Annotated in this window: 11 protein-coding genes; 1 reads left to right on the top strand and 10 read right to left on the bottom strand. The window is 50.1% G+C overall.

All coding sequences use genetic code 11. The features are described from left to right. Positions 1-208 precede the first annotated feature (208 nt). Positions 209-5,815: a PAS domain S-box protein gene (locus HCG48_RS03475; protein ID WP_168567911.1), complete on the top strand. Its 5,607-nt coding sequence runs from the start codon at positions 209-211 to the stop codon at positions 5,813-5,815. Here the strand turns inward: HCG48_RS03475 and HCG48_RS03470 are convergent. From HCG48_RS03470 to HCG48_RS03425, 10 genes are all read right to left on the bottom strand, one after another. Further along, positions 5,782-6,180, bottom strand: coding sequence for a DUF8738 domain-containing protein (locus HCG48_RS03470; protein ID WP_168567910.1), 399 nt, complete (start codon positions 6,178-6,180; stop codon positions 5,782-5,784). The genes HCG48_RS03475 and HCG48_RS03470 overlap by 34 nt on opposite strands. Positions 6,181-6,377: 197 nt before the next feature. Continuing rightward, positions 6,378-7,043, bottom strand: a complete 666-nt coding sequence (locus HCG48_RS03465) for a CDP-alcohol phosphatidyltransferase family protein (RefSeq protein WP_168567909.1) — start codon at positions 7,041-7,043, stop codon at positions 6,378-6,380. A gap of 265 nt (positions 7,044-7,308) precedes the next feature. Next, entirely contained in the window at positions 7,309-8,163 is an 855-nt protein-coding gene (locus tag HCG48_RS03460; protein WP_320415768.1) for a glutathione S-transferase family protein, read from the bottom strand. Positions 8,164-8,230: 67 nt separating this feature from the next. Further along, positions 8,231-9,421 carry a class I SAM-dependent methyltransferase gene (locus HCG48_RS03455; RefSeq protein WP_168567908.1) on the bottom strand — a complete coding sequence of 397 codons (1,191 nt, stop codon included), beginning with the start codon at positions 9,419-9,421 and terminating at the stop codon, positions 8,231-8,233. A 75-nt stretch (positions 9,422-9,496) separates the two neighbouring features. Further along, positions 9,497-11,086 carry a VanZ family protein gene (locus HCG48_RS03450; protein ID WP_168567907.1) on the bottom strand — a complete coding sequence of 530 codons (1,590 nt, stop codon included), beginning with the start codon at positions 11,084-11,086 and terminating at the stop codon, positions 9,497-9,499. Between the two features lie 11 nt (positions 11,087-11,097). Then, the gene (gene lhgD / locus HCG48_RS03445; RefSeq protein ID WP_168567906.1) at positions 11,098-12,318 is read right to left on the bottom strand and encodes an L-2-hydroxyglutarate dehydrogenase; all 1,221 of its coding nucleotides are present in this window, start codon (positions 12,316-12,318) and stop codon (positions 11,098-11,100) included. Positions 12,319-12,511: 193 nt separating this feature from the next. Beyond that, complete coding sequence (locus HCG48_RS03440; protein ID WP_168567905.1) at positions 12,512-13,471, bottom strand: glycosyltransferase family 2 protein; 960 nt, start codon at positions 13,469-13,471, stop codon at positions 12,512-12,514. 25 nt (positions 13,472-13,496) lie between these two features. After that, on the bottom strand, positions 13,497-14,540 hold the full coding sequence (locus HCG48_RS03435) for a glycosyltransferase (protein WP_210437161.1): 1,044 nt from the start codon (positions 14,538-14,540) through the stop codon (positions 13,497-13,499). Between the two features lie 193 nt (positions 14,541-14,733). Further along, on the bottom strand, positions 14,734-15,960 hold the full coding sequence (locus HCG48_RS03430; protein WP_168567904.1) for a class I SAM-dependent methyltransferase: 1,227 nt from the start codon (positions 15,958-15,960) through the stop codon (positions 14,734-14,736). Between the two features lie 160 nt (positions 15,961-16,120). Next, on the bottom strand, positions 16,121-22,264 hold the full coding sequence (locus HCG48_RS03425) for a cadherin-like domain-containing protein (RefSeq protein WP_168567903.1): 6,144 nt from the start codon (positions 22,262-22,264) through the stop codon (positions 16,121-16,123). Between the last annotated feature and the right edge of the window lie 368 nt (positions 22,265-22,632).

Here is a 22,632-nt window from a genome sequence, read left to right as displayed (position 1 = left end):
GCGCTAGGTAGAGGTCGAGTGGCATTCTCTTTTCGCCCGCTTCGACCCTCGGGCGCCTGGGCTCGTTCGAGCGCATCGGGGTAGCACGTCCCGTGTCAGCTTCGAGGTTCAGGAGGCAATTTGGGATCCAAGGGAAAAGCTCGTCGCTCTCGACCTGCTAACAATTTGGGCACAATAACAATATAAATCTCTACCCCATAAGATTGAGATGATTGGCGAATCAAATTCTGAATGCAAGGGTAATTTATTAGTGGTGGACGACAATCCCGCCAACTTGCATCTGTTGAGTCACATGCTCTCGAAGCGGGGTTATAAAGTTCGTCCGGCACCCGACGGCGCGATCGCCCTGAGAGCGGCTCGATCCTTGCCACCAGACTTGATTCTGCTCGATATTATGATGCCGCGCCTCGACGGCTACGAGGTCTGCAAGCAATTAAAAGAGGATGAAAGTACGCGCGAAATCCCGGTAATTTTTATCAGTGCGTTGCACGAAGTTTTTGATAAAGTCAAGGCGTTTTCTTTGGGGGGAGCGGATTACGTTACCAAACCGTTCGAGATCGAAGAAGTCGTCGCTCGCATTGAAAATCAATTGCGCCTGCGATCGCTGCAAAAGCAACTCGAAGCTCAAAATGCCCGCTTGCAAGAGGAGATCCGCACCCGACGGGAAGCGCAAGAAAAGTTTCTCAAAGCCTTTCGCGCCTCTCCGGACGCGATCGCCCTGGCCCAATTACCCGACCCGGACGCCTCTTTACTCGACGCGCGCTATCTCGAGATTAACGATAGTTTTTGCCAGTTTTCCGGGTACGGACGCGAGGAAGTCATCGGGCGCACGCCGGGAGAACTGAATTTATTTGTCGGCGAGAATGCGGGGGTCGCCGTCGGTCGGGGGTTGGCGGGGGACGGGAGCCAAAACGACGGCGCGGGGCATCTCGAACTAACTTATCGCACGAAGTCCGGCGAGTTGCGAACGGGATTGCTGTCTATCGAAACAATCGAACTTCAGGGACGACGTTGCGTTCTTACGATCGGTAAAGATATCACCGAACGCAAACAACGAGAAGCGGCTCTCGCGTCGATCGCCGAAGGCACCGCCTCGCCCGTCGGGGGAGACTTTTTTCGGACCTGCACGCGATCGCTCGCGGAAGTTCTCAACGTGCGCTACGCCTTCGTCAGTCAATGCGACGAAGCCGGAACCCGGGCGCGCACCCTCGCTTTTTGGCAGGGCGATCGCTGGGGAGAGCCGTTCGAGTACGACCTCGCCGCGCGCCCCTACGACGCCCTCGAAGCCGGGAAACCGCTCTACTGGGGAGAATCTCCTCGGGGGTTGCCCTTTCCCGACGCCGAACTCGCGACCCGTTGGGGCGCGGTCAGCTTGCTCGCCCTGCCCCTGCTCGACTCGGACGGGGGCGTGCGAGGCCATCTGGCGGTTTTCGACACCCAGCCGATGCCCGACGATCCGAGTCGCACCTCGATTTTCAAAATTTTTGCCGCCCGGGTCGCGGCGGAACTGGAACGACAACAAGCGGAACAAGCCCTGCGCGAGAGCGAACAATGTTATCGCTCTTTATATAATCGTACCCCGGTGATGCTCTACTCCACCGACGCCGCCTTACGGATCGTCAGTGTCAGCGATTACTGGGTCGAATTCACCGGATACCGCCGGGAAGAGGCGATCGGCAGGCCCGCCGCCGAGTTCTTCACCCCCGCATCGCGCGATCGCCTCAACGAACGGGCGATCCCCACCTGCCTCCAAACTGGAAGCGTCAAAGACATCTCCCTGCAACTGTGCAAGCACGACGGTCAACTCGCCGATATTTTATTCTCCGCCGTCGCCGAACGGGACGAATCGGGCCACCTCAACCGAATTCTCGCCGTCACCATCGACGTGACCGATCGCAAACGCGCCGAACAAGCCCTCAAAATTAGTCAAGAACGCCTCCAACTGGCCTTAGAAGCGAGCGGTTTGGGCTTGTGGGACTGGAACCTGGTGACCGGACAGGTCTATTTCGATCCCAACTGGAAGCAGATCCTCGGTTACAACGTCGAAGAACTCCCCAACGAAGCCGAAACCTGGGACCGCCTCATCCATCCGGAAGACTTTCCCTCCGCCAAACTCGCCCTCGATCGCCACTTGCGCGGCGAAACCCCCCTCTACGAGGTCGAATTCCGAATGCGAACCAAAGCGGGTAACTGGAAATGGATCCTCTCTCACGGCAAAGTGGTGGAGCGCGCCGGAACTCGGGCGGAACCGGAGGCGAGATTGCGTCCGGTCCGCATTACGGGGACTCACAAGGATATCGACGATCGCAAAGCGGCGGAAGCGGCGGCGCGACGACTGACCGAGAACTTACAAGAAGCCCAACGGATCGCCCATATCGGCAATTGGGAATTCGATGCTAAAACTGGGGACTTATTTTGTTCCGAGGAAATGCTGCGGATTCTCGGATGGGACCGTCACGGACGCCAACCGAGTTTGAGCGACCTGCAGCAGAAAATTCATCCGGACGATCGCCAAAGCTGGCAAGAACGGATCGACAACGCCCTCACCGCCGGAAATTCTTTTGAAATTGACTTTCGCGTGACCCGTTCTAACGGCCAAATTCGCTATCTCAACGGCAAAGGCGAGGCCCGACGCCATCCGGAAACCGGGGAGGTCGAGCGGGTGTTGGGGACGGCGATCGATTTGAGCGATCGCAAGCAGGCGGAAATGGCCCTGCAAGAAAGTGAGGAACGCTTCCGCGCCATCTTTGAAAATGCGGCGGTCGGTATTGCCCAAATGTGGCCCGAGGGTCAGTTCGTCAAGGTCAATCCGGGATTGTGCAAGATTTTGGGCTATTCGGAATGGGAATTAAAAACGCGCACCTTTACCGATATCGCCCATCCCGACGATTTGGCGATGGAAATCGAGTATAACTTGCAAATGCTCGCCGGGGAGATTCACAGTTACGCCGTCGAGCAGCGTTTGTTACGTCACGACGGGCAGTATGTCTGGGTGAATCTGACGATTTCGCTCACCCGCGATCCGCTCGGGGAGCCGAAGTACGCGATCGCGATCGTCGGCGACATTACGGCGCGCAAACAGGCGGAATTGGCCCTGCGCCACTCGGAACAACAACTGCGCGAACTGTTCAACCGCGAGCGTCTGGTGTTTGCGATCGCCCAGCGCGTGCGCCAGTCGCTCAATCTCACTCAAACGCTCAGTACCGCCGTCGAAGAGGTGCGCCAGTTACTCGAAACCGATCGCGCCGTGGTCTACCGTTTTGAAGACGACGGCACCGGATCGGTGGCGATCGAATCCGTGGCGCCGGGATGGATGCCGTTGTTAGGTCGCGATCTCGAAGACAATCCCGCCAACAATCCCGATTTCGCCCTCTACCGGAGCGGTCAAATTGCGGCGATCGATAACATCGATACCGCCAATTTCGACGAGGATCGCGTCCGCTTTCTGCGATCGTTACAAGTGCAAGCCCATCTCGTCGTCCCGATTATCATCCATCAAGATTCGAGCCGGGTGCAAGACGATGTCCCGGAGGAAGAAGCTTCCCAATTGTGGGGCTTGCTGATCGCTCACGAATGTCGCGGGTCGCGCTGCTGGAGTCAGTTTGAAATCGACCTGCTCTCCCAGTTGAGCGTCCATCTGGCGATCGCCATCCAACAATCGACCCTGTTCGAACTCTCTCAAGCCTCCCGAGAAGCGGCTTTAGAAGCCTCCCGGCTCAAATCTCTATTTTTGGCGAATATGAGTCACGAAATCCGCACCCCGATGAATGGGGTGTTGGGGATGACGGATTTGTTGTTGCGAACTCAACTCAGTCCCGAACAGCAAGATTTCGTGCAGACTTTGAAGATAAGCGGTCAAAATTTACTCGATTTAATTAACGACATTCTCGATTTTTCCAAACTCGAAGCCGGAGAGATGAGTTTGGAGGTCACTGAGTTTAACTTAGTCACTTGTTTGGAACAAATTCTCGATTTACTCGCCCTGCAAGCGCAGAACAAAAATTTAGAATTAGTCCTCTCGGTAGACCCCCAGGTTCCTCAATACATCCGCGCCGATGCCTCGCGCCTGCGTCAGGTGTTGACCAATTTAATCGGCAATGGGATTAAATTTACCGAATGCGGCGAGGTGGCGGTGGAAGTCAGCGCGATTCTCCAGTGCAGATGCTCCGGCGTAGCCCCTGGGGAGGCTCTCGATGAAGGTGAAACTGACAGCGAGGCGGATACCGAGGCGACCCCCTGGCTGCGCTTTGTGGTGCGCGATACGGGAATTGGCATCGACGCCGAAGCACAAGGCAAGTTGTTCCAATCGTTCTCCCAAGTGGACGGCTCGACGACGAAAAAACACGGCGGAACGGGTTTGGGGTTGGCGATTTGCAAGCAATTGGTGGAGTTGATGGGAGGGGAGATCGGGGTCGAAAGTACGCCGGGTGAGGGGAGTTGTTTTTGGTTTGAAATTCCGATCGCCCCAGGGACCGCCAGTCCGACTGTGGGGGCTTCCGAACCGTCGGTAACGACGTTAGCAGGTTTGCGCTTGTTAGTGGCGAGCGAACGGGCTGTGGTGCGTCAGGCGATCGCCCGCTTGGGGAACAATTGGGGGATGGAGGTGACGCCGATCGATCGCGCCTGGATGTTGCTGCCAACTTTGAATCAGGCGCGATCGCAAAATCGCCCGTTTGACGTCGTGTTGCTCGACGTGCAGATCCCAGAAGGCCCCTCTATGGACTTACTCGGGGTGGAAATTCCTTCTTCGGAAACGAAATGGGTGTTGCTGACGCCGTTTAATCGGCTTCAGGATGCCCAAGTATTACTCGATCTCGGCGCTCGCGATTACGTGACCAAACCCGTGAAAGCGTCGCGGCTGTTCGATTGTCTGGTGCGGGCGATCGCCTCGGAGTCTCCGTTCGCGTTCGCTCGGCAACTCCAAGCGAGTCAGGAGAATGGCGCTCGCGAGGCGGGGGCGGATCGCGGCTCTAGGAGTTCGCACCCCTCGCCAACAACCCCGAGCGCGTCTTTCGGTCAGCATCCACGGTTGAAAATTTTGCTGGTGGAAGATACGCCGATCAATCAAAAAGTCAGTCTCAATCAGCTTAAAGTGTTGGGCTATCAAGCCGATTGTGCGAATAACGGGCAAGAAGCCCTCGATCGCATGGCCGAGCAGGAGTACGATTTGGTGTTGATGGACTGTCAAATGCCCGTTCTCGACGGTTACGAAACCACGCGGCGCATCCGCCAACAAGAGGGGAACGACCGCCACACGATCGTGATCGGTTTGACGGCTTACGCGCTCAAGGGCGATCGTGAGAAATGTTTGGCGGCGGGGATGGACGACTATCTGAGCAAACCTGTCAGCCTCGAAGATCTCACCCGGGTTCTACTCGACTGGACCGCCGCGATTCAGGCGCGAACGATCCCCGAGACGCCTCAGCTTCCTGTGGCGAATCCGGATCTAGCTTGCGACACCCTCGAACCCGAGCAAATTTTCGATCTCGAATGGCTCGAACAAATTACCCAAAACGATCGCCAGTTTCAAATCGAAGTGCTGCAAACTTTTTTGGAAGATACACAATTGGAGGTCGAACAGGCTCAAGTGGCGTTTGAGGCGTCGGATTGGCAAACTCTGTGCCAATTGGCTCACCAAATTAAAGGGGGTGCGGCGACGATCGGCTTGCGGAAAATGCCCGAAATCGCCGAGGGGTTGGAACGGCGAGCGGCGGAGGAGGACGGCTCCCAAGTGACGCCCCTCCTCGGCGCGATCGCCGATATTCTCACGAATATTAAACGCTATGTCGCTTGTCTGGAGCGAGATTTGAGTTGATGGCCCCGATCGAGTTTGACCGCCGCTCCGGTATCGTCCGTGCGATACGTCCACTCTCGTCGTGCGCTGCGAATGCTCACTTCCCACCCGGAAACGAGGGCTTGAGTGCAGAAGCGATCGGGTTCGGCTAAGCCGAGGCAGCCGTCGGGCCAGGTTTCGCGCTCGGCGGCGACGATCGTGAGGGCGTTTTCGGGGATCTCGGTTTCCCGGCTGAGATCGGCGAGAACGGCACGGGCAACGGCTTCGGGCAGTTCTGGGGTCTCGGCGCGGGCGATCGCCCCCCAGGGCGAACCGAGTAGCAAGAGGAGCGCGCAAACCGTGGCAACCCGGGCGATCGATCGCCTGTTTTTAGATTTGTTTGTCATTGTGCTTTGACGAGTGCTTTTGCGAGTGCTTTTGCGAGTGCTTTTGCGAGTGCTTTTGCGAGTGCTTTTGCGAGTGCTTTTGCGAGTGCTTTTGCTGGTTCGATTCTAGATAAAAATTGCGCCGATTCCCCTAGGGAGACGCAGATCTGTTCGCGAAGCGGCTCCCTTGGAACAAGCAAGAGCAAAAAAACGCGGAATTACGGATCGATTTTGGCCAGGATGCGAGCGTAGCGAAAGCTGGAAATGATAAAGGTTAAAATCAGGGCGATCGCCACAGTCAAAGCCAAGAAATCGTAAACAGAAATTGTCGCAAAGGGTAGGGCGATCGTTACCGAACCGACAAAATAAATAATGACATTTAAAATAACAAGCAGCAACCGCACTTCCGTCGGTCCAATTTTACCGTAAGAAATTTGGAAAACGCCATCGACACAAGTGCGGACGTAAACCAGAATCGACATTAACAAATAACCGATTAATCCCAAACAGGCGATCGAAAAGGTGAAATAGGGCGAGCATCCCAACCCCAAAACGATCGCCAGTTGGGCGATCGCATCCACCGTATGATCCACAAAAAAACCATATTTCGGTCGTTCGATGCGGCGATATCGCGCTAAAGTTCCGTCCAAACCGTCCCCAAACCAATTGAGGAAAAAACCCACATTCGCCAACCACAAAAAGTTAGAATTCCACTGGGTCGCCCCATAACTCGCACCGATCGACAGCGCCCCTAACAGCCCAATTCCCGTTAACCGATCCGGAGTAACCCAAAGTGGCATCCGCGCGGCAAACCACTGCAATAACGGTCTTTCTAAAGGGGCGAGTAAAATATCGTTAACTCTTTGATGCGATTGAATATCCATGTTAACAATAGCTTTTGAGAAAAATTATACAGCACTCGCGCGTCTGATGAAGTACAGTGCCGATCTCTTTATCCCCCCCAACCCCCCTTTCAAAGGGGGGCGAAGGAGGAAAGTTTCCCTTTTTAAGGGGGATTTAGGGGGATCTAAATGTTTTGCATAGCCGAGGAAAATGCTGTAACCTTTTTCAAAAATCATGAGAGAGACGAGGTTAGGGACACGGCAATATCGCGTCCCTAAAACCCATATTTTTACAACCTATTAACAATTATTCAATATTAATTGAAGTCGGTTGTCCCGCCTGGGCCGTCGTCGTCGGAATGCGCGGTTGACGATACTCGGCGTACAGGCGATCGCGCCAGGTGAAAAAGGTTTCGTATAGCGGATTGTCCGCAATTCCCGGCACCCCTTTACCCTGCAATTGTTCCGGTAAATCCAGATAGTTTCCTTCCGGGAATTTCAACAACATCGACAAACCAGCCACGCTAAAATCAGCCAGCGTCGGCGTATCCCCGGTTAAATAGGGGCTGTCTTGCAACAACAAGCAAAGGGCCTCTAAATCCTGCTGAATAGCCGTTTCCGCCGCTTGTACCGCTTCCGGACTGGCACCAATGCCAAATCCAACCGCCTGCAACACCTCCGAGGGGACCGCTTCGACCAAGTTTTTGACCAATTCCGGCGTATTCGGCGGTAACAGCGCACTGCGGAAGCTTTGGTCTTTCAACCCGCTAAACAGCAGCAGGCGACTTTTGGCGCCAATCGACTCGTCGGCCCATTCTTCCATCATCAGCGTCAGGGCGCGAGATTTCGGGGCAGTTGGAATTAACGGGCGATCTGGATAGGTTTCATCTAAATATTTGGCGATCGCCGTCGAATCCGCAACCACCCGGTTACCGTCCTTAATCACCGGGACTTGTCGCTGACCCGACATCTGATAAATTTCGAGCTGTCCCACCCCGGGAGTGACCTCGATTTTGCGATAGTCCAACCCCTTGTAATCCAGAATTAGCCGGACTTTCTCGCTATATTGCGACACTTCAAATTGATACAGTTCGATGGTCATGTTCGCTCCTGGATTGTTGAGTCCACTTCCCCAGGTATAGCAAATTTTACAAAAATTCATAAATTTTCACGATTTGCTGACACGCCGGGGAAGGCGCCCTCGTCAGTTGGAGGGGCGAATCGGGTCGTCAAACAGAGATTACTTCTGCATTAACGCCAAAACTCGCCACCTGCTCGCTAATTTCTGCCTGATAAATCGGATTCATTACAATCACTAAATCTGGCTGATATTCCTTGAGAAATTCCGGCGCAACGATCGGCTGACCCGTTCCCGGAACGTACATTCCCTGCTTGCGGGGATTGATATCGACAATATAGGCGATCGCCTCATGAGCTTTGAGAATATTTAAAAAGGTCACTCCCTTCGATCCGGCACCCCAAACCACCGCCTTTTTTCCTGTTTCGGCGATCGCCCCTAATTTTTCCTGCCAAGTTGCGACTAACTTATCGAACTTGTTCTTAAATTCTGCAAGATCGCGCGCTAAACTGGTAACTTCCGCGCCGTTTTTCTCCCCAACCGATCCGTTTCCATCGGTCGGTAACGCATCTAAGGTCAAAAACTGGCTTTCAAAGGTTTCTTCAACTGCTTTAACAGTAAATCCAGACGCGATAAAACTGTGGGTTAAAGATGCAGGAGAAAAATAACCGCAATGCTCGTAAATAATATCCCAAACGGCTAAATTTTGGAACGTATGTAAGGCATTGGGAACTTCAAAAAATACCGCCGTATCCAGGCGATCGCCGATTGCCGCCCGTAGGGAGTTTAACAAGCGATTCGGATCGGGAACGTGTTCTAAGGTATGGCGACAGCAAATTAAATCGGCTTGATACTCTCGATATTTTTCTGAATAATAATCGCAGACAAAAGTCACTTTCTCCGCCATTGGATGATGTTCCGATCGCGGGATGTAAGTCGGATCGAACCCGACCCCTCGATTGTCGCCAAATTGACATAAAGCGACGAGAAAATCGCCCTTACCACTGCCAACTTCGATAATATCTTTGCCGTGCAAATCGTACTGTTGAATCAGCCGTTTTGCCAGATCGTCCGCATATTGTTGAAACCGGGGAGAATAGTGCAGCGAATTTTCATATTCTTGGGAATAGTCCAACTGTTCCGGGTTAAATGAGGTATTGTAAATAAACCCGCAATTTGGACAAAATGCTAATTCAATATCTCCTTTCGGACAGGCGATCGCCCCTTCCCGTTGCGACCATAATAAATTACAGTAAATTGGAACCTCTAGCATTTTGAAAAAGGGTTCCAATTCAGCTTGACCGCATACCTGACACTCGTGTTTATTATTGTTAGAATTCATGACTATTTTTCCTGGTTTTTATTAAAGGTCATCGATCGAACTTAATTTAACTTCAATCTCCTGTTTTTAAGAGATTTAATCAGTGTTAAGGGAGCGCACTCTAACATATCTCATCACTCCCCAAACCGCTAAACTCGCGATCGCCCAACTCCACAACAGGCGATCGCCCGCCATCGCAGTTCCGCGAATGCGACTTAACAGCAATTCCAGCAAAAACCCCGGCAAAATTGTTCCCAAAAAAATCAGCAAACGAGCTATCCAAGGGCGATCGCGAAATCGTAAATATCCGATAATTGCTGCTAAACTTCCCAGAGGAATAAAAACTACACTGTAATAGAAAATGCAATAAACGATCGCATTTGGTGCATCTAAGCGTAAAACTGACTCTTCAAAATTTAATAATAAATAGCGAAATAAAATAAAATCTGGAGTTAAACGAATTTCAGATAAAGGCGTTGGGCGATCGCGATAAAACGCTAAATTTGCGCCATCGTAAGCGATCAGTAAGCGATGAAATTGGCGATCGCTAAAAAAGTTAGGAACGACAAATTCCGGATTCATTCCATTCCGTCCGGTGATTGGCGTTCGCAACCGAAATACCAAATCGTTTTCTTCTTGTCCCAGGGTTAAATTGCGCTCAAAAGGCGTTTTTGATAGGGAAACAATGCGCGCCGGGCCACTTTGTCGATCTTCGAGAGTGGCTAAAGTCAACATCAAGCTAAACTGATGTTGTTGACGGAGAATTTTTATCAAGTTTTTCGCCGATCTTTCTGTTTGCAGCCAGCGATCGGGATTCAAGTTTAACACTCCGTCTTTTTCGGGCTTTAATGATTTTGATGGAGTCAACAAGGGCAGTAAAATTTCATCGCGACTTTGCCAGGGATTGGGGCGATCGAACTGATAAGAAATTAGCCAAGATGATGAATTGAGTGAGAATTTAGATTCTTGTTGAAATAGGGTATTGATTTCTGGTTCGGACAACGTGCGATCGGCGATCGCTAATTGAGAGATTGAACCGTTCCACGGGCGATCGCCCGTCGCTTCATTGCCAATAATTAAGGGATAATCTGTATTCCAGTTGCTCAGATTGGTAGTCGTCTGAACTGCACTGGAGATGATTAAAATAATTAGAAAATATCCCCAATAAATAAAACTTAAATTTTTAACCGTACTTCCTCGCTGAATTCGACGCAGGATTCGGGCGATCGCCTGCGCTAATTGAAATCGCCAATGGCAAAATGTAAAATAGCCCAACCCCGATCCGATCGTGTTGGTTAAAATGTCCGTTCCCGTGGGATGTCGTGAGGGTAAAAAGGCTTGCAATGTTTCAATAGTAGACGAGAAAAAAGCACTACAAATTAAGATTAAACTCAACTGAATGCGAGGGTTTAACTGGGTTTTTGCTAGTAACCCACTCGCGCCGAATCCTAGGGGTAGAAATAAGATTAAATTTTCAACTAAATCTTTAAATGCCGTTTGTCGAGAAGGGGCTAAATGAAAGCTGTCTAATAAATTTGGCAGTGAGAAGCGATCGGGTAGGTAAAAATCGAAAGGAAATAAAGTGGCGATCGCCACGAAAAGAAAGCCACCAATAAAAATTGGTAAAGCCGCTTTTTCTAGTCTATGATTCCAATTAAGTTGGGGGCGATCGCGCATCAGCTTCATTTCAAGTTTATTTATACCGATAAACGGATTTCATTGGACATTCCGAGACGGTCTCGGACGCGATCGGCGATCGCTTTTCCGATTTCTAAAGAAGCCGTCGCCGCCGGAGAAGGGGCGTTACAAACATGCATCGCCCGTTCTCCATCGACGATTAAAAAATCATCGACCAACATCCCATCATTCATCAAAGCTTGGGCCCGAACTCCCGCATGAGTTGGAATCACATCATCCGCCTGAACTTCCGGAATTAACCGTTGCAAACTGCGAACGAAAACAGTTTTACTCAGCGATCGCACAATTTCTTTCACCCCTTCATTGCCATATTTTGCCGCCAGTTTCCACAATCCCGGATAAGTCATAATTTCGACAAAATCTTGCCAGTCAAAATCGGTTTTTCGATACCCTTCCCGTTTGAAACTGAGTACCGCATTCGGTCCGGCGTGAACCGACCCGTCAATCGCCCGGGTGAAGTGAACCCCGAGGAAGGGAAAATCAGGGTTGGGAACGGGATAAATGAGGTTTTTAACTAAATATCGTTTTTCTGGCTTTAATTCGTAATATTCACCGCGAAAGGGAATGATTTTAGCTTGGGGATCGACCCCTTCCAAAAGGGCGATGCGATCGCTGTGCAGTCCCGCACAATTAATCGCGAACCGCGTCGAAAATTCACCCCCATTCGTCTCGATAACTAATTCCCCGCTTCGATGCTGGATCTCCTCAACTTTAGTATTGAGGCGCAATTCCCCGCCCCAATTTTCAACTAATTCGACATACTTTTGACAGACGCCGCGATAGTCTACAATTCCCGTCGATTCGACCCGAATCCCCGCCAAACAATTGACGTAAGGTTCGATCTCTTTCACTTCTTCCCCGGAAATTTTAGCAACGGGAATGCCATTGTCTAAACCCCGTTGGTAAAGTTTGTCTAACAATGGCAATTCTTTGGCTTCGGTCGCGACGATGACTTTACCGCAAATTTCGTAATTGATGCCGTGTTTTTGGCAAAATTCGACCATGGAACGTTGACCGTCGCGGCAGAATTTCGCTTTGAAACTACCGGGTTTATAATAAATTCCTGAGTGAATGACCCCGCTATTATTTCCCGTTTGATGAAATGCCCATTCTCCCTCTTTTTCGAGGACGAGAATCTTGGCATTTGGGTAACTTTGGGTTAAATGGAGGGCGGCAGAAAGTCCGACAATGCCACCCCCAATAATTGTAAAGTCGTACATTGATGCTTACCTCGTTTGTTATCACTGAAAATTAAATGAAATTAAATGAAATTAAATGAAACTTTTCAAAAGTTGAGGGCGATCGCCGATCTAGGATCTAGTTGATTGGATACGGATATTTCAAAAGGATTTCAAAAAGGTTTCAAAAAGATTTCAAAAAGATTTCAAAGCCTTTTAAGCGATCGCCGTCAATTTAATTTTTGATATTTGCGGTATTGCGTCGTTTTTGATATTCTAAATAATCCAGAAGTGACATTTTAACTTCTCGTCCCATTTTCCTCCATCCCATCGGAGAAAACAACAACCATCTTCGCAATTCTAAATAACATAAGACTTTTTCACTCCAGCTTAAATTTACGCGATCGATCGCCCGAAGAAAGTGACCGAAACGTTCCCAAGTTGGTAGGGTTACGCGCTTATTCGTAGGGTCGAACCAAGCGGCCCGTTCGGACGCACTCCGATGAGCTTTAACGGATTGTCCTGCATGTTCTCGTCGGAGAAATAGGTATTCGGGAATTTCAAAAAATTCCCCCCAGAGAGCAAGTTCGCTCAATAAGGTTAAATCCGATGCATTGTAGTTGCCAATTAAAGGAGTTTTTCGTAAAATTTCCGTTCTCATTACTCCCCAAATTGGACTAATTTTAGAACAGCCTTGCGGACCGCTACGATAGAGAACATCTAAATATTGACCGTAGCGTTGATGGGGTTTGGATTGTCTTAAATTTAAGTCGTCAGTATACTCCGGTCGAATCAATTCCCCTCGTTCGTCGATGAAACGAGTTCGGGGATAAGCGAGGACGACAGAGGGATAGCGGTCGAGGATTTCCACGCAACGTTCGAGATATTCGGGTTGACAAATATCGTCGTGGGCTGCCCATTTAAAATATTCACTTCGATCGACTTCAAAGGCATAGTTATAATTCCATGCTGCCCCCCGATTGACCTCATGACGGTGGTAGTCAATTCGCGAATCTTGGGCGGCATAGTTCTGACAAATTTGTTGGGTTTTATCTGTAGAACCGTTATCGGAAATAACGAGTTTAAAATCTGTATAGGTTTGTGATAGTAACCCTTTTAAAGAGTCTTCTAAAAAATCATCGCCGTTGTAAACAGGTAAGCCAACAATTAAGCGAGGGAGGCGATCGCAACTCATAACACTATCCTGAATGACCGATCTTTTAAGAGATTTTAAGTCTTTGAATTAAATTTCCAGCTTTACTACTGATTTCTTTAGCACTCCTTTCTATTTTGTTTTGAATCAAAGTTAAATAATTATTTTTGAAAAATTGCTGTCTGGCAGATTCCGACTCCGAACACCAGGCTTCGTACATGGGAATAGCAACAGTTTCGATCGCCTCGATCCAACGTTCGGTGAGATGTGTGGGTTCGGTTTCTTTGGCTCTTTGTTTGCCATTTTCAATGATGGCTTTGCGCCATGGTAAATCATCTCGCAATCGCTCGATCGCCGTCAACAATTCTTTTACAGAAGCTACCTCGATATAGTCGAGTTCGCTCTGACGTTCGGCCCGATAAGCGGACTCATATCCGAGAATGGCGGGGACTCCTGCGTGCCAAGCTCCGTACAGTTTGGTAGCGGGTTTGCGAAGATATTCTTCCCGTTTTCTAAAACTACGAACGGCCACAAATAAATCGATTTGTGAATAATCATTCCAGCGATATTGCTGGTTTGTATGTTCGGTGTTGATGGTGCAGTTTTTCAAGCCGAGTTGATTTAACTTTTCTTGATAAGAAGGCTCTAAAAGTTCGGGAGCCAGTTGTTTTTCAACCCCAAAATATCCCAGATTTTCAAATCGATCGCCCCGGTTGGGATCCCGTGGAATTAATCCGGGTTGGGGCCAGTGGGGTAGAAAATATTTACTCCCAAACTTGTTGGATCTTGTTACAACTTGTTTGGGATTTTGTACGATGTGAATTTGTGCGTAAGGATGGGGAAAGCGATCGGCTTGTAGACAGACTAAAAGGAGGTGCGAACTGGGCTGAAAACCATCATCTAAATAATCCCGGTGGGTAAAAACAATCCCCTTTGATGGCATTCGATCGACCAGTTCGCATCCAAATCCATAACTTTTTAGGCGGCAATAAGTTTGCAACGTCCAATTGTACGGCCCTACAATAAACATATCCCAATGGCGATCGACATCTTCCGGAATGGTTTCAGGCCAACAGGATTTAGGGATGTAAAAGTAAATTGGATATTGCATTCTTCAGCCAATGTCTACAACAAACGGGAGGGGCGATCGCCTAAATCTCGATCGTTATACAGCAGTTTTCGCTGTTGGGCGGTACATTTCGATCCCCCTAAATCCCCCTTAAAAAGGGGGACTTTCACTGCCCCCCTTTTTAAGGGGGGTTGGGGGGATCTTCGCCTCTTGTACCTCATGACAGCGCCAATTGCTATAAGGCCATCAGTTCGGCACGAACTCCCATACGATCTAGCATTTCTTGAATTTCATTGCAATAAATAGCATTCATCACCACGATCGCATCGGGTTGATAGTCTTTTAAAAACTCTGGAGAGACGATCGATTTGCCCACGCCTGGAATGAATTTACCGTGTCGGTGGGGATTGATATCGACGACGTACTGAATCTTATCTAAGGTGTCTAAAGTTGTCAGAAAGGCGACACATTTGGAACCCGATCCCCAGACTACTACTTTTTTATTTTCTGCTTGCAGTTGCGACAGGCGATCGCGCCAAATATCAAGTTTTTCTTGAATGTGACTGGCAAAATATTGGACTTGTTGGGTGAGTTCCTCTAGACTCTCTTCAAAAGGATGAACTTTTTCCGATTTTGATTCGGCAATGGGTAAAGCTTCAATCATTAAATATTGATCGCCGTAATCTCGATACAAATCGGTGACCTCGAAACCGGAATTACGAAAGAGTCGGGCGAGAGAACCCGGGGTGAAATAGGAACAATGCTCGTAATAAATATCTTCAAAAGCGAGTTCTTTGAGGACGCGAACGGTATCGGGAATCTCAAAAAATACGGGAATATCGGTGCGATCGCCGATCGAGCGCCGAACGATTTTAATAAATTCAGAGGTTGGTTGAATGTGTTCGAGGGTGTGGCGACAGCAAATGAAATCGCCGACATACTCGGCGTGTTTTTCCTGGTAGTAATCTTGAATGAACGTAATGCGATCGGCGGCTTCACTTTGCACTCGTCCGGGAACCACGCTCGGATCGATTCCCACCCCTCGGTTGTTGCCACGTTCGCAAAGTAAAATCAGAAAATCGCCTTTACTACAGCCGATTTCGAGGATGTTTTTGTTATGTAAATCGTATTTTTCAATCAGGCGATCTGCGAGCTGAATGGCAAATTTATTAAAGGTTGGCGAAAAGCTTTGTTGATCTTCGTAATTGGGAGCGTAAGCCGACCACTTCGAGTCAAATTTTAAATTGGTAATAAACCCACACCGATCGCAAAAAGCGAGCAGGACATCCCCACAAGGAAAATTCAAGGCTTCTGCCTCATTGGGCATCATCAAACAACTGTGAACGGGAACCTGTTTGACTTCGTAAAAGGTCGATAAATGGGAATGACCGCAATTCGGACAAGTCTGTTCGATCCGGCGATCGCCAGAGTAGAGATCGGTGCTGATTTTCGTTTGAGTCATCTTAAATTCCTAGTTTTGCTAAACTTGCTCAAAAACGGAAGCTTGAAACGCCGAAAATGTTAAAAAAAGTTGAAGCCGATCGCGCCATGAAACTTGAGGAACTGTCCCCAACCTTAAAATAGCGAGAATTGAGGCGCGATCGGTTCGGATTTGTACTCGTTTATACGAATTGAAACGCGCTCGATGCCAAATTGAGATTCGTTTCGTTTTCGATAATAGCAATGAGTTCGGCTTCGGCGCTAGTCTGACGGAAAATTGCGGTTCCGGTCGGCAATCCTTCCGGCGAATTTCCTAATTGATAGTCACTGGCGGTACCATGCAAGCGAATCACGTCGGATTGAGGAGAAAAGTCCTTAATGACGGCGTAATCTTGCAGCCCACTTTCTAAATCGATGCCATCGTCGTAGTAAGCTGTTGTCGCATCTCCTAACATAAAAGTGTCGTATCCGCCAAGTCCGGTGAGTTCGTCAATTTCACCCCGTCCGGGGTCGGCGATCGTCGGATCGACGCCGAAAATTTTGTTGTTGCCAAATCCTCCTGAAACTAAATTGTTTTGTCCCGTTCCGGCAGCTAAAACTTCAATTCCTTGAATAAAGGCATTGCTGGCACTGGACTTGAAGTTAACATCGAGAACCCCATCACTGACTTGAATATCTTCGATTGTCTTGATTAACAAGGTATCCATCCCGACTTCAGTCCAGACATCGAAATTATCGAAGATTAATTGACCTTCTACGGTAATATCAAAAACCCTTCCTCCGGCTTGGTTAAAGAAGTTTTCGATAAAACTTAAATTGAGATCGTAAGTGCCATTTTCTACGGCGATCGCATAAGAAAAGTCGGTCCCGTAACGTTCGGTGCGATCGAGCAGCGTATCTGGCGTAACGCCGACGAGTCGTTCCGAGGTGTAAGCGGTTCCCGCCACAAAGCTATTATCTGCAGACCACTTGCGGCCAAAGGTATCCGTATAATTTTCGCCTCCTGCATTGATGCGGATGGGGATGTCATTATCGACAACGTTGACGGCGATATCGGCAATTTGGTAACTGCTATAAACCGGATCGGTGCTAGTAATTTGATGGGTAATCGAATCGGTTTCACTACCTTGAACTACAGTATCGTCAACGGCAAAAATGTTAATTTCTCGCGGAACGTTCCAGTCCGTCGGGGTAAACGTAACGCTGGTTAGATCGACATCGGTGCGATCGCCCGTACCGATATCGACCGTGACATTTTCGGTCGGTTGAGAGGGCAAAACTAACACGTAGCGATCGCTTTTTCCTCCTTCCACAACGACCGGATCTTCCGGTTGGACGATTTCGATCGATTGGATATTGCCATAACTGACACTGGAAACTAAGTTGAGATCTAAATAACCATCGGTCACGGCCACATCTTCGATGGTTTTCATCACCAGTTTGTCTTTTGCCCCTCCCGCTTCCGTCCAAATATCGAGATCGTCGATGGCTAATTCGCCTTCGGCAAAAATATCGGAAATACGCTGTCCGGCTTGTTGGTAGTAGCTTTCGACAAACCCTAAGTTAACGTCGTAAACGCCGTTTTCCACGGGAATGTTATAGCCAAAATTGTCACCCCAGCGCTCGGTTTTATACAGGGATGTGTCGCTCGTTCCTTGAATTTTGGCCGCGTAAGAGGTGTAGGTATCGCCGCCGTTAAAGTAGGTATCCGCCAGCCAAGTTTGACCGGAACCGTCGGTGTACGCACTGCCTCCGGCGTTGATGCGAACTTCCGAATAGACGGGAGTGGGGGGGGTATCGTCATCGACGATTTCAACATCGAGATCGGCAACGGCGAGGTTGTCATACGCCGGGTCGTTACTGGCGATCGCGTGGGACAGGGACACGAGGCGATCGCCCTGAACCAGGGTATCGTCTACCGCAGCCAAACTCACCGCTTGCGCGACATTCCAGTTCTGCGGCGTGAAGATCGCACTCGACGGTTGGGCACTCAGTTGGGCGTCCGGAGTGAGGGTAACGGTGACGTCGTCGGTCGGTTGGGTCGTCAACACGAGAGTGTAACTGTCCGTGGTGCCGTCTTCTCCGACGATCGTACTGTTGTTGGACTCGACGATGGTTAGGTTGGGGGTCGGATTTTGCTCGATCGCGATCGCCACCTGCGCCGTATTCGAGAACAGCCCGTCATCGTCACTGACTCGATAGCTAAAACTATCTTCCGTCGTTCCCGAACCGTCGTGGGTGTAACTCACAACCCCATTCTCATCGATCGCGATCGCCCCGTACAAAGGCGCGTCAACGATTTCCAAACTTTGCGGGAGTAACACCCCATCGCTATCGCTATCGTTGCCTAAAACATCGATAGTCGTCGAACCCGCGATCGCCACCGTCGTACTATCATTATTGGCGATCGGGGCTTGTTGAGTCGGCGAACCCGTTCCCACAGGGGTAATATTGACATCGCCAAAACTGACATCGTAATGGTGAGCCACCAACACGATCGATCCATGTTGAGGATCGGAAGAACTTCCTTCTCCTTGTAAACTCCAGTTCGTCGGTTCCGCCTGATTGGCGTCCCACACCTTCAACTTGTAATTATTGCCTTCAGCCCTCATCTTGAAGTTGTAGGTGACCCCTTCTTGGAGAGTGAAGGGGGCTTCACTCAGGGTCTTTAAGTAATTCCCCGTAATTTCCAGCCGTTCTTTATAAAACCATCCCAAGGCCCCGAGGGGATTCCAGCCCGATTTCGGCTGCCAGTTAGGCACCGGATCGTCCGTATGCCCCGTCCAGCGCATCATGATGCCGACCCCCGCCTCGGTCGCATTACTCGGTAAATCCGTACTGTTGACCGTCACGGGTACGGTGACTTCGTAATCGTCCCAAGTCGTTTCGCCAATGGCGAGGAGGCGATCGTATCCCTGTATGCTCGTGCGAACCGTATCCCCTTCTAAATGCCACAACCCATCGACCACCTGAACCGCATCTTGAAGGTTCGATACCGCACTCCAATCGATCGCATAAGGTTCGGGCCACACCTGACCGGATTCGTAATCCACACTCACCGTTTGAGTGGAGGTGTTCCCCAGGGTGTCTGTCGCGAAAATTGTCACGAAATCGTCCGTTACAGACCCGTCTAAATCGCTGTAAGCAATGTCAACATTGAAATCACCCGGATTTTGCAAGCGGCGATCGTCCGGTCCGAGGGATAAAGGAATATTCGATCCGCCGTTGAGTTGGTAGCTTAACGAAGCAATCCCATCGGGATCGCTGACATTTCCTAACAGGTTGACCCAGGTTTGCGGCTGACCAATTTGACCGAACGCTTGGTTTAATCCATACCAAACATCAATAATTGGCGTTCCTAAGTTCGGTTCCTGGATACTTAAATTCACCGTCGCCAGATTGGAAACGTCCCCATCGTCGTCGGCGACCGTATAAGTAAAACTGTCTGCTGTGGTAGCCGACCCGTCGTGACTGTAAGTAACTACCCCAGTCGTGGCGTCGATGCTGACAGTTCCCGCACTCGGTTGGTCTACAATCGCGATGCTACTCGGGTCTAAGTTGCCGTCGCTGTCGCTGTCGTTGTCCAAAATTGCTACAGTAACGGCTTCCCCAATGGTGACGCTTGCACTATCATCACTCGCGATCGGGGCTTGATTGGGGGCGATACTTAAATTCACTGTCGCCAGATTGGACAGGTCCCCATCGTCGTCGGCGATCGTATAAGTAAAACTGTCTGCTGTGGTAGCCGACCCGTCGTGACTGTAGGTGACTACCCCAGTCGTGGCGTCGATGCTGACGCTTCCCGCACTCGGTTGGTCTACAATCGCGATGCTACTCGGGTCTAAGTTGCCGTCGCTGTCGCTGTCGTTGTCCAGAATCGCTACAGTAACGGCTTCCCCGGGTTCTAAGGTTTTGCTGTCGTCGTTGGCGACGGGGGCTTGATTCGGTAGGGGTTCGTCTTCGGGGACAATCGGCGCGGCGGTGTTGAAAAAGTAATCGATTTGAGCGGTAAATGCTGGGGAATTGCCTGCATTGCCTGCAAATGGCCCGATCGCGTTCGCCGTCAGGCTGTGGCTGAAACTTCCGGCGCTATTCCAATTTTGTCCGTCTGTGGAATAACTCAGACTCCACAGATCCCCTTGGCGGTTGAGTTTGAGGTAGTTGGCGCTTCCACTGGCGATCGCTTGGTCGATTCTCACTTGCGAGTTGTTGTTGCTCGTGGTCGCGGCGAATAGGCGCAGGCTTTCTCCGTCGTGATAGGTGTCGAATCTCAACCAGTTGCTACTGTCTTGTTCGACCAGGATTCCTTGCAGTTGATAGGCTTGGCTCGGTTCGCTGGCGAATTTGACTTCGGTTTCAAAGTCTTCGTTCCCCGCCCCTTGCATGACTCTCACGCTGTTGTTGCTGCTTTTCCAAGCATCGTGGGAGGTTCCTCCTGCTACTTGCAGTTCTAGGTAGGCGTCGCTGGTTCCGGTTCCGGTGAGGCTGTAGTTGCTGTCTCCTCTCGGGTTGATGAATGTCCAGTTTGTCCCTAGGCTGCTGCTGTTGAAGTCGTCTGAGGCGAAGGCGATCGCCTGTTCCTGGATACTCACATTCACCGTCGCCAGATTGGAAACGGCGGTGTCGTCGTCGGCGACAGTATAAGTAAAACTGTCTGCTGTGGTAGCCGACCCGTCGTGACTGTAGGTAACTACCCCAGTCGTGGCGTCGATGCTGACAGTTCCCGCACTCGGTTGGTCTACAATCGCGATGCTACTCGGGTCTAAGTTGCCGTCGCTGTCATTGTCGTTGTCCAGAATCGCTACATCGACCGCTTCCCCAATGGTGACGCTTGCACTATCATCACTCGCGATCGGGGCTTGATTGGGGGCGATACTTAAATTCACTGTCGCCAGATTGGACAGGTCCCCATCGTCGTCGGCGACAGTATAAGTAAAACTGTCTGCTGTGGTAGCCGACCCGTCGTGACTGTAGGTGACTACCCCATTGGCGTCGATGCTGACAGTTCCCGCACTCGGCGCGTCTACAATGGCGATGCTACTCGGGTCTAAGTTGCCGTCGCTGTCGCTGTCGTTGTCCAAAATTGCTACAGTAACGGCTTCCCCGGGTTCTAAGGTTTTGCTGTCGTCGTTGGCGACGGGGGCTTGATTCGGTAGGGGTTCGTCTTCGGGGACAATCGGCGCGGCGGTGTTGAAAAAGTAATCGATTTGAGCGGTAAATGCTGGGGAATTGCCTGCATTGCCTGCAAATGGCCCGATCGCGTTCGCCGTCAGGCTGTGGCTGAAACTTCCGGCGCTATTCCAATTTTGTCCGTCTGTGGAATAACTCAGACTCCACAGATCCCCTTGGCGGTTGAGTTTGAGGTAGTTGGCGCTTCCACTGGCGATCGCTTGGTCGATTCTCACTTGCGAGTTGTTGTTGCTCGTGGTCGCGGCAAACAGGCGCAGGCTTTCTCCGTTGTGATACGTGTCGAATCTCAACCAGTTGCTGCTGTCTTGTTCGACCAGGATTCCTTGCAGTTGATAGGCTTGGCTCGGTTCGCTGGCGAATTTGACTTCGGTTTCAAAGTCTTCGTTCCCCGCCCCTTGCATGACTCTCACGCTGTTGTTGCTACTTTTCCAAGCATCGTGGGAGGTTCCTCCTGCTACTTGCAGTTCTAGGTAGGCGTCGCTGGTTCCGGTTCCGGTGAGGCTGTAGTTGCTGTCTCCTCTCGGGTTGATGAATGTCCAGTTTGTCCCTAGGCTGCTGCTGTTGAAGTCGTCTGAGGCGAAGGGGTCGGAAAACACGAAGTGGTAACGATCGCGGACGGCTTTGGACCAGGCTAGGTCAGAGATGGGCTGGCCGATCTTGAAGTCGAGCTCCCAGCTTCCCCCTAATAAGTGAGAGCCGACCGCTCGGGTCGAAGCAGCGATCGCCGCCTCCGTAATTTCATGCAGCCGTTCGACAAAGCGGGCGCCTCGTTCTCCGGCGGCAACGTTGCAGCCATAAAGTAAAATTGAAAGTGCTGGATGACGCTCTTTCCATTGCTTAAATAAGGAGGAGTAGCGATCGAGTTGTTCCCGATTCAGGGCATGATTTCCTAATCTTAGCTCTCCCGGTTTTCCATGTGTCACTAGATGAATTGCTTCTAGGTAATTCTCCCCTTTTAAGGCTTCATCGATCTGACTAACTACACTTTTACTAGAATTTAAAATAATAACTTGAATGTTTGCCGCACACGTGGCAGTTAAGACCGAATAATCGTCAATACTCGGGTCGATAAAAGCAATTTGAGACCATAAAGAGCCAGAAGCATATTTGTTTGTCTGTTCAAGTTGACGATCCATTTCTTGTCATCCAACTAAGTAAGATACAGCCCTATTTGTGCTAAAAGCCCAGGTCAGGTATTGAAAAAATAAGTTAAATATAGTCAATTGCAAGGTAAAACTTGGGGTTTTCCAAAAGAAACCCTCTAGGTCGAGATCGTCACTTCAAAAAGGACGTTCTCCGATGATGTTTTTCAATACCTGAGATGGCGATCGACCCAATCCCAAAAGGATCCAAGCGCGCTAAATCCTCGTGAATTCTTCCCCATCATAATCCGATCCCCGTCCAGATGTAAGCATCTTCACGGAGTTTTGATGAAAACTTTATTTAATCTTGATGAGAACTTTAAGAAGAAATACGGAATTTTTGCCAATTTTCTCCTTCGTGC

Origin of the sequence: Oxynema aestuarii AP17 (assembly GCF_012295525.1) — a bacterium.
In the GTDB taxonomy this organism is placed as follows: Bacteria; Cyanobacteriota; Cyanobacteriia; order Cyanobacteriales; family Laspinemataceae; genus Oxynema; species Oxynema aestuarii.
The sequence above is the reverse complement of the archived record's forward strand: the minus strand, read 5'-3'. Positions and strand labels throughout refer to the sequence as shown.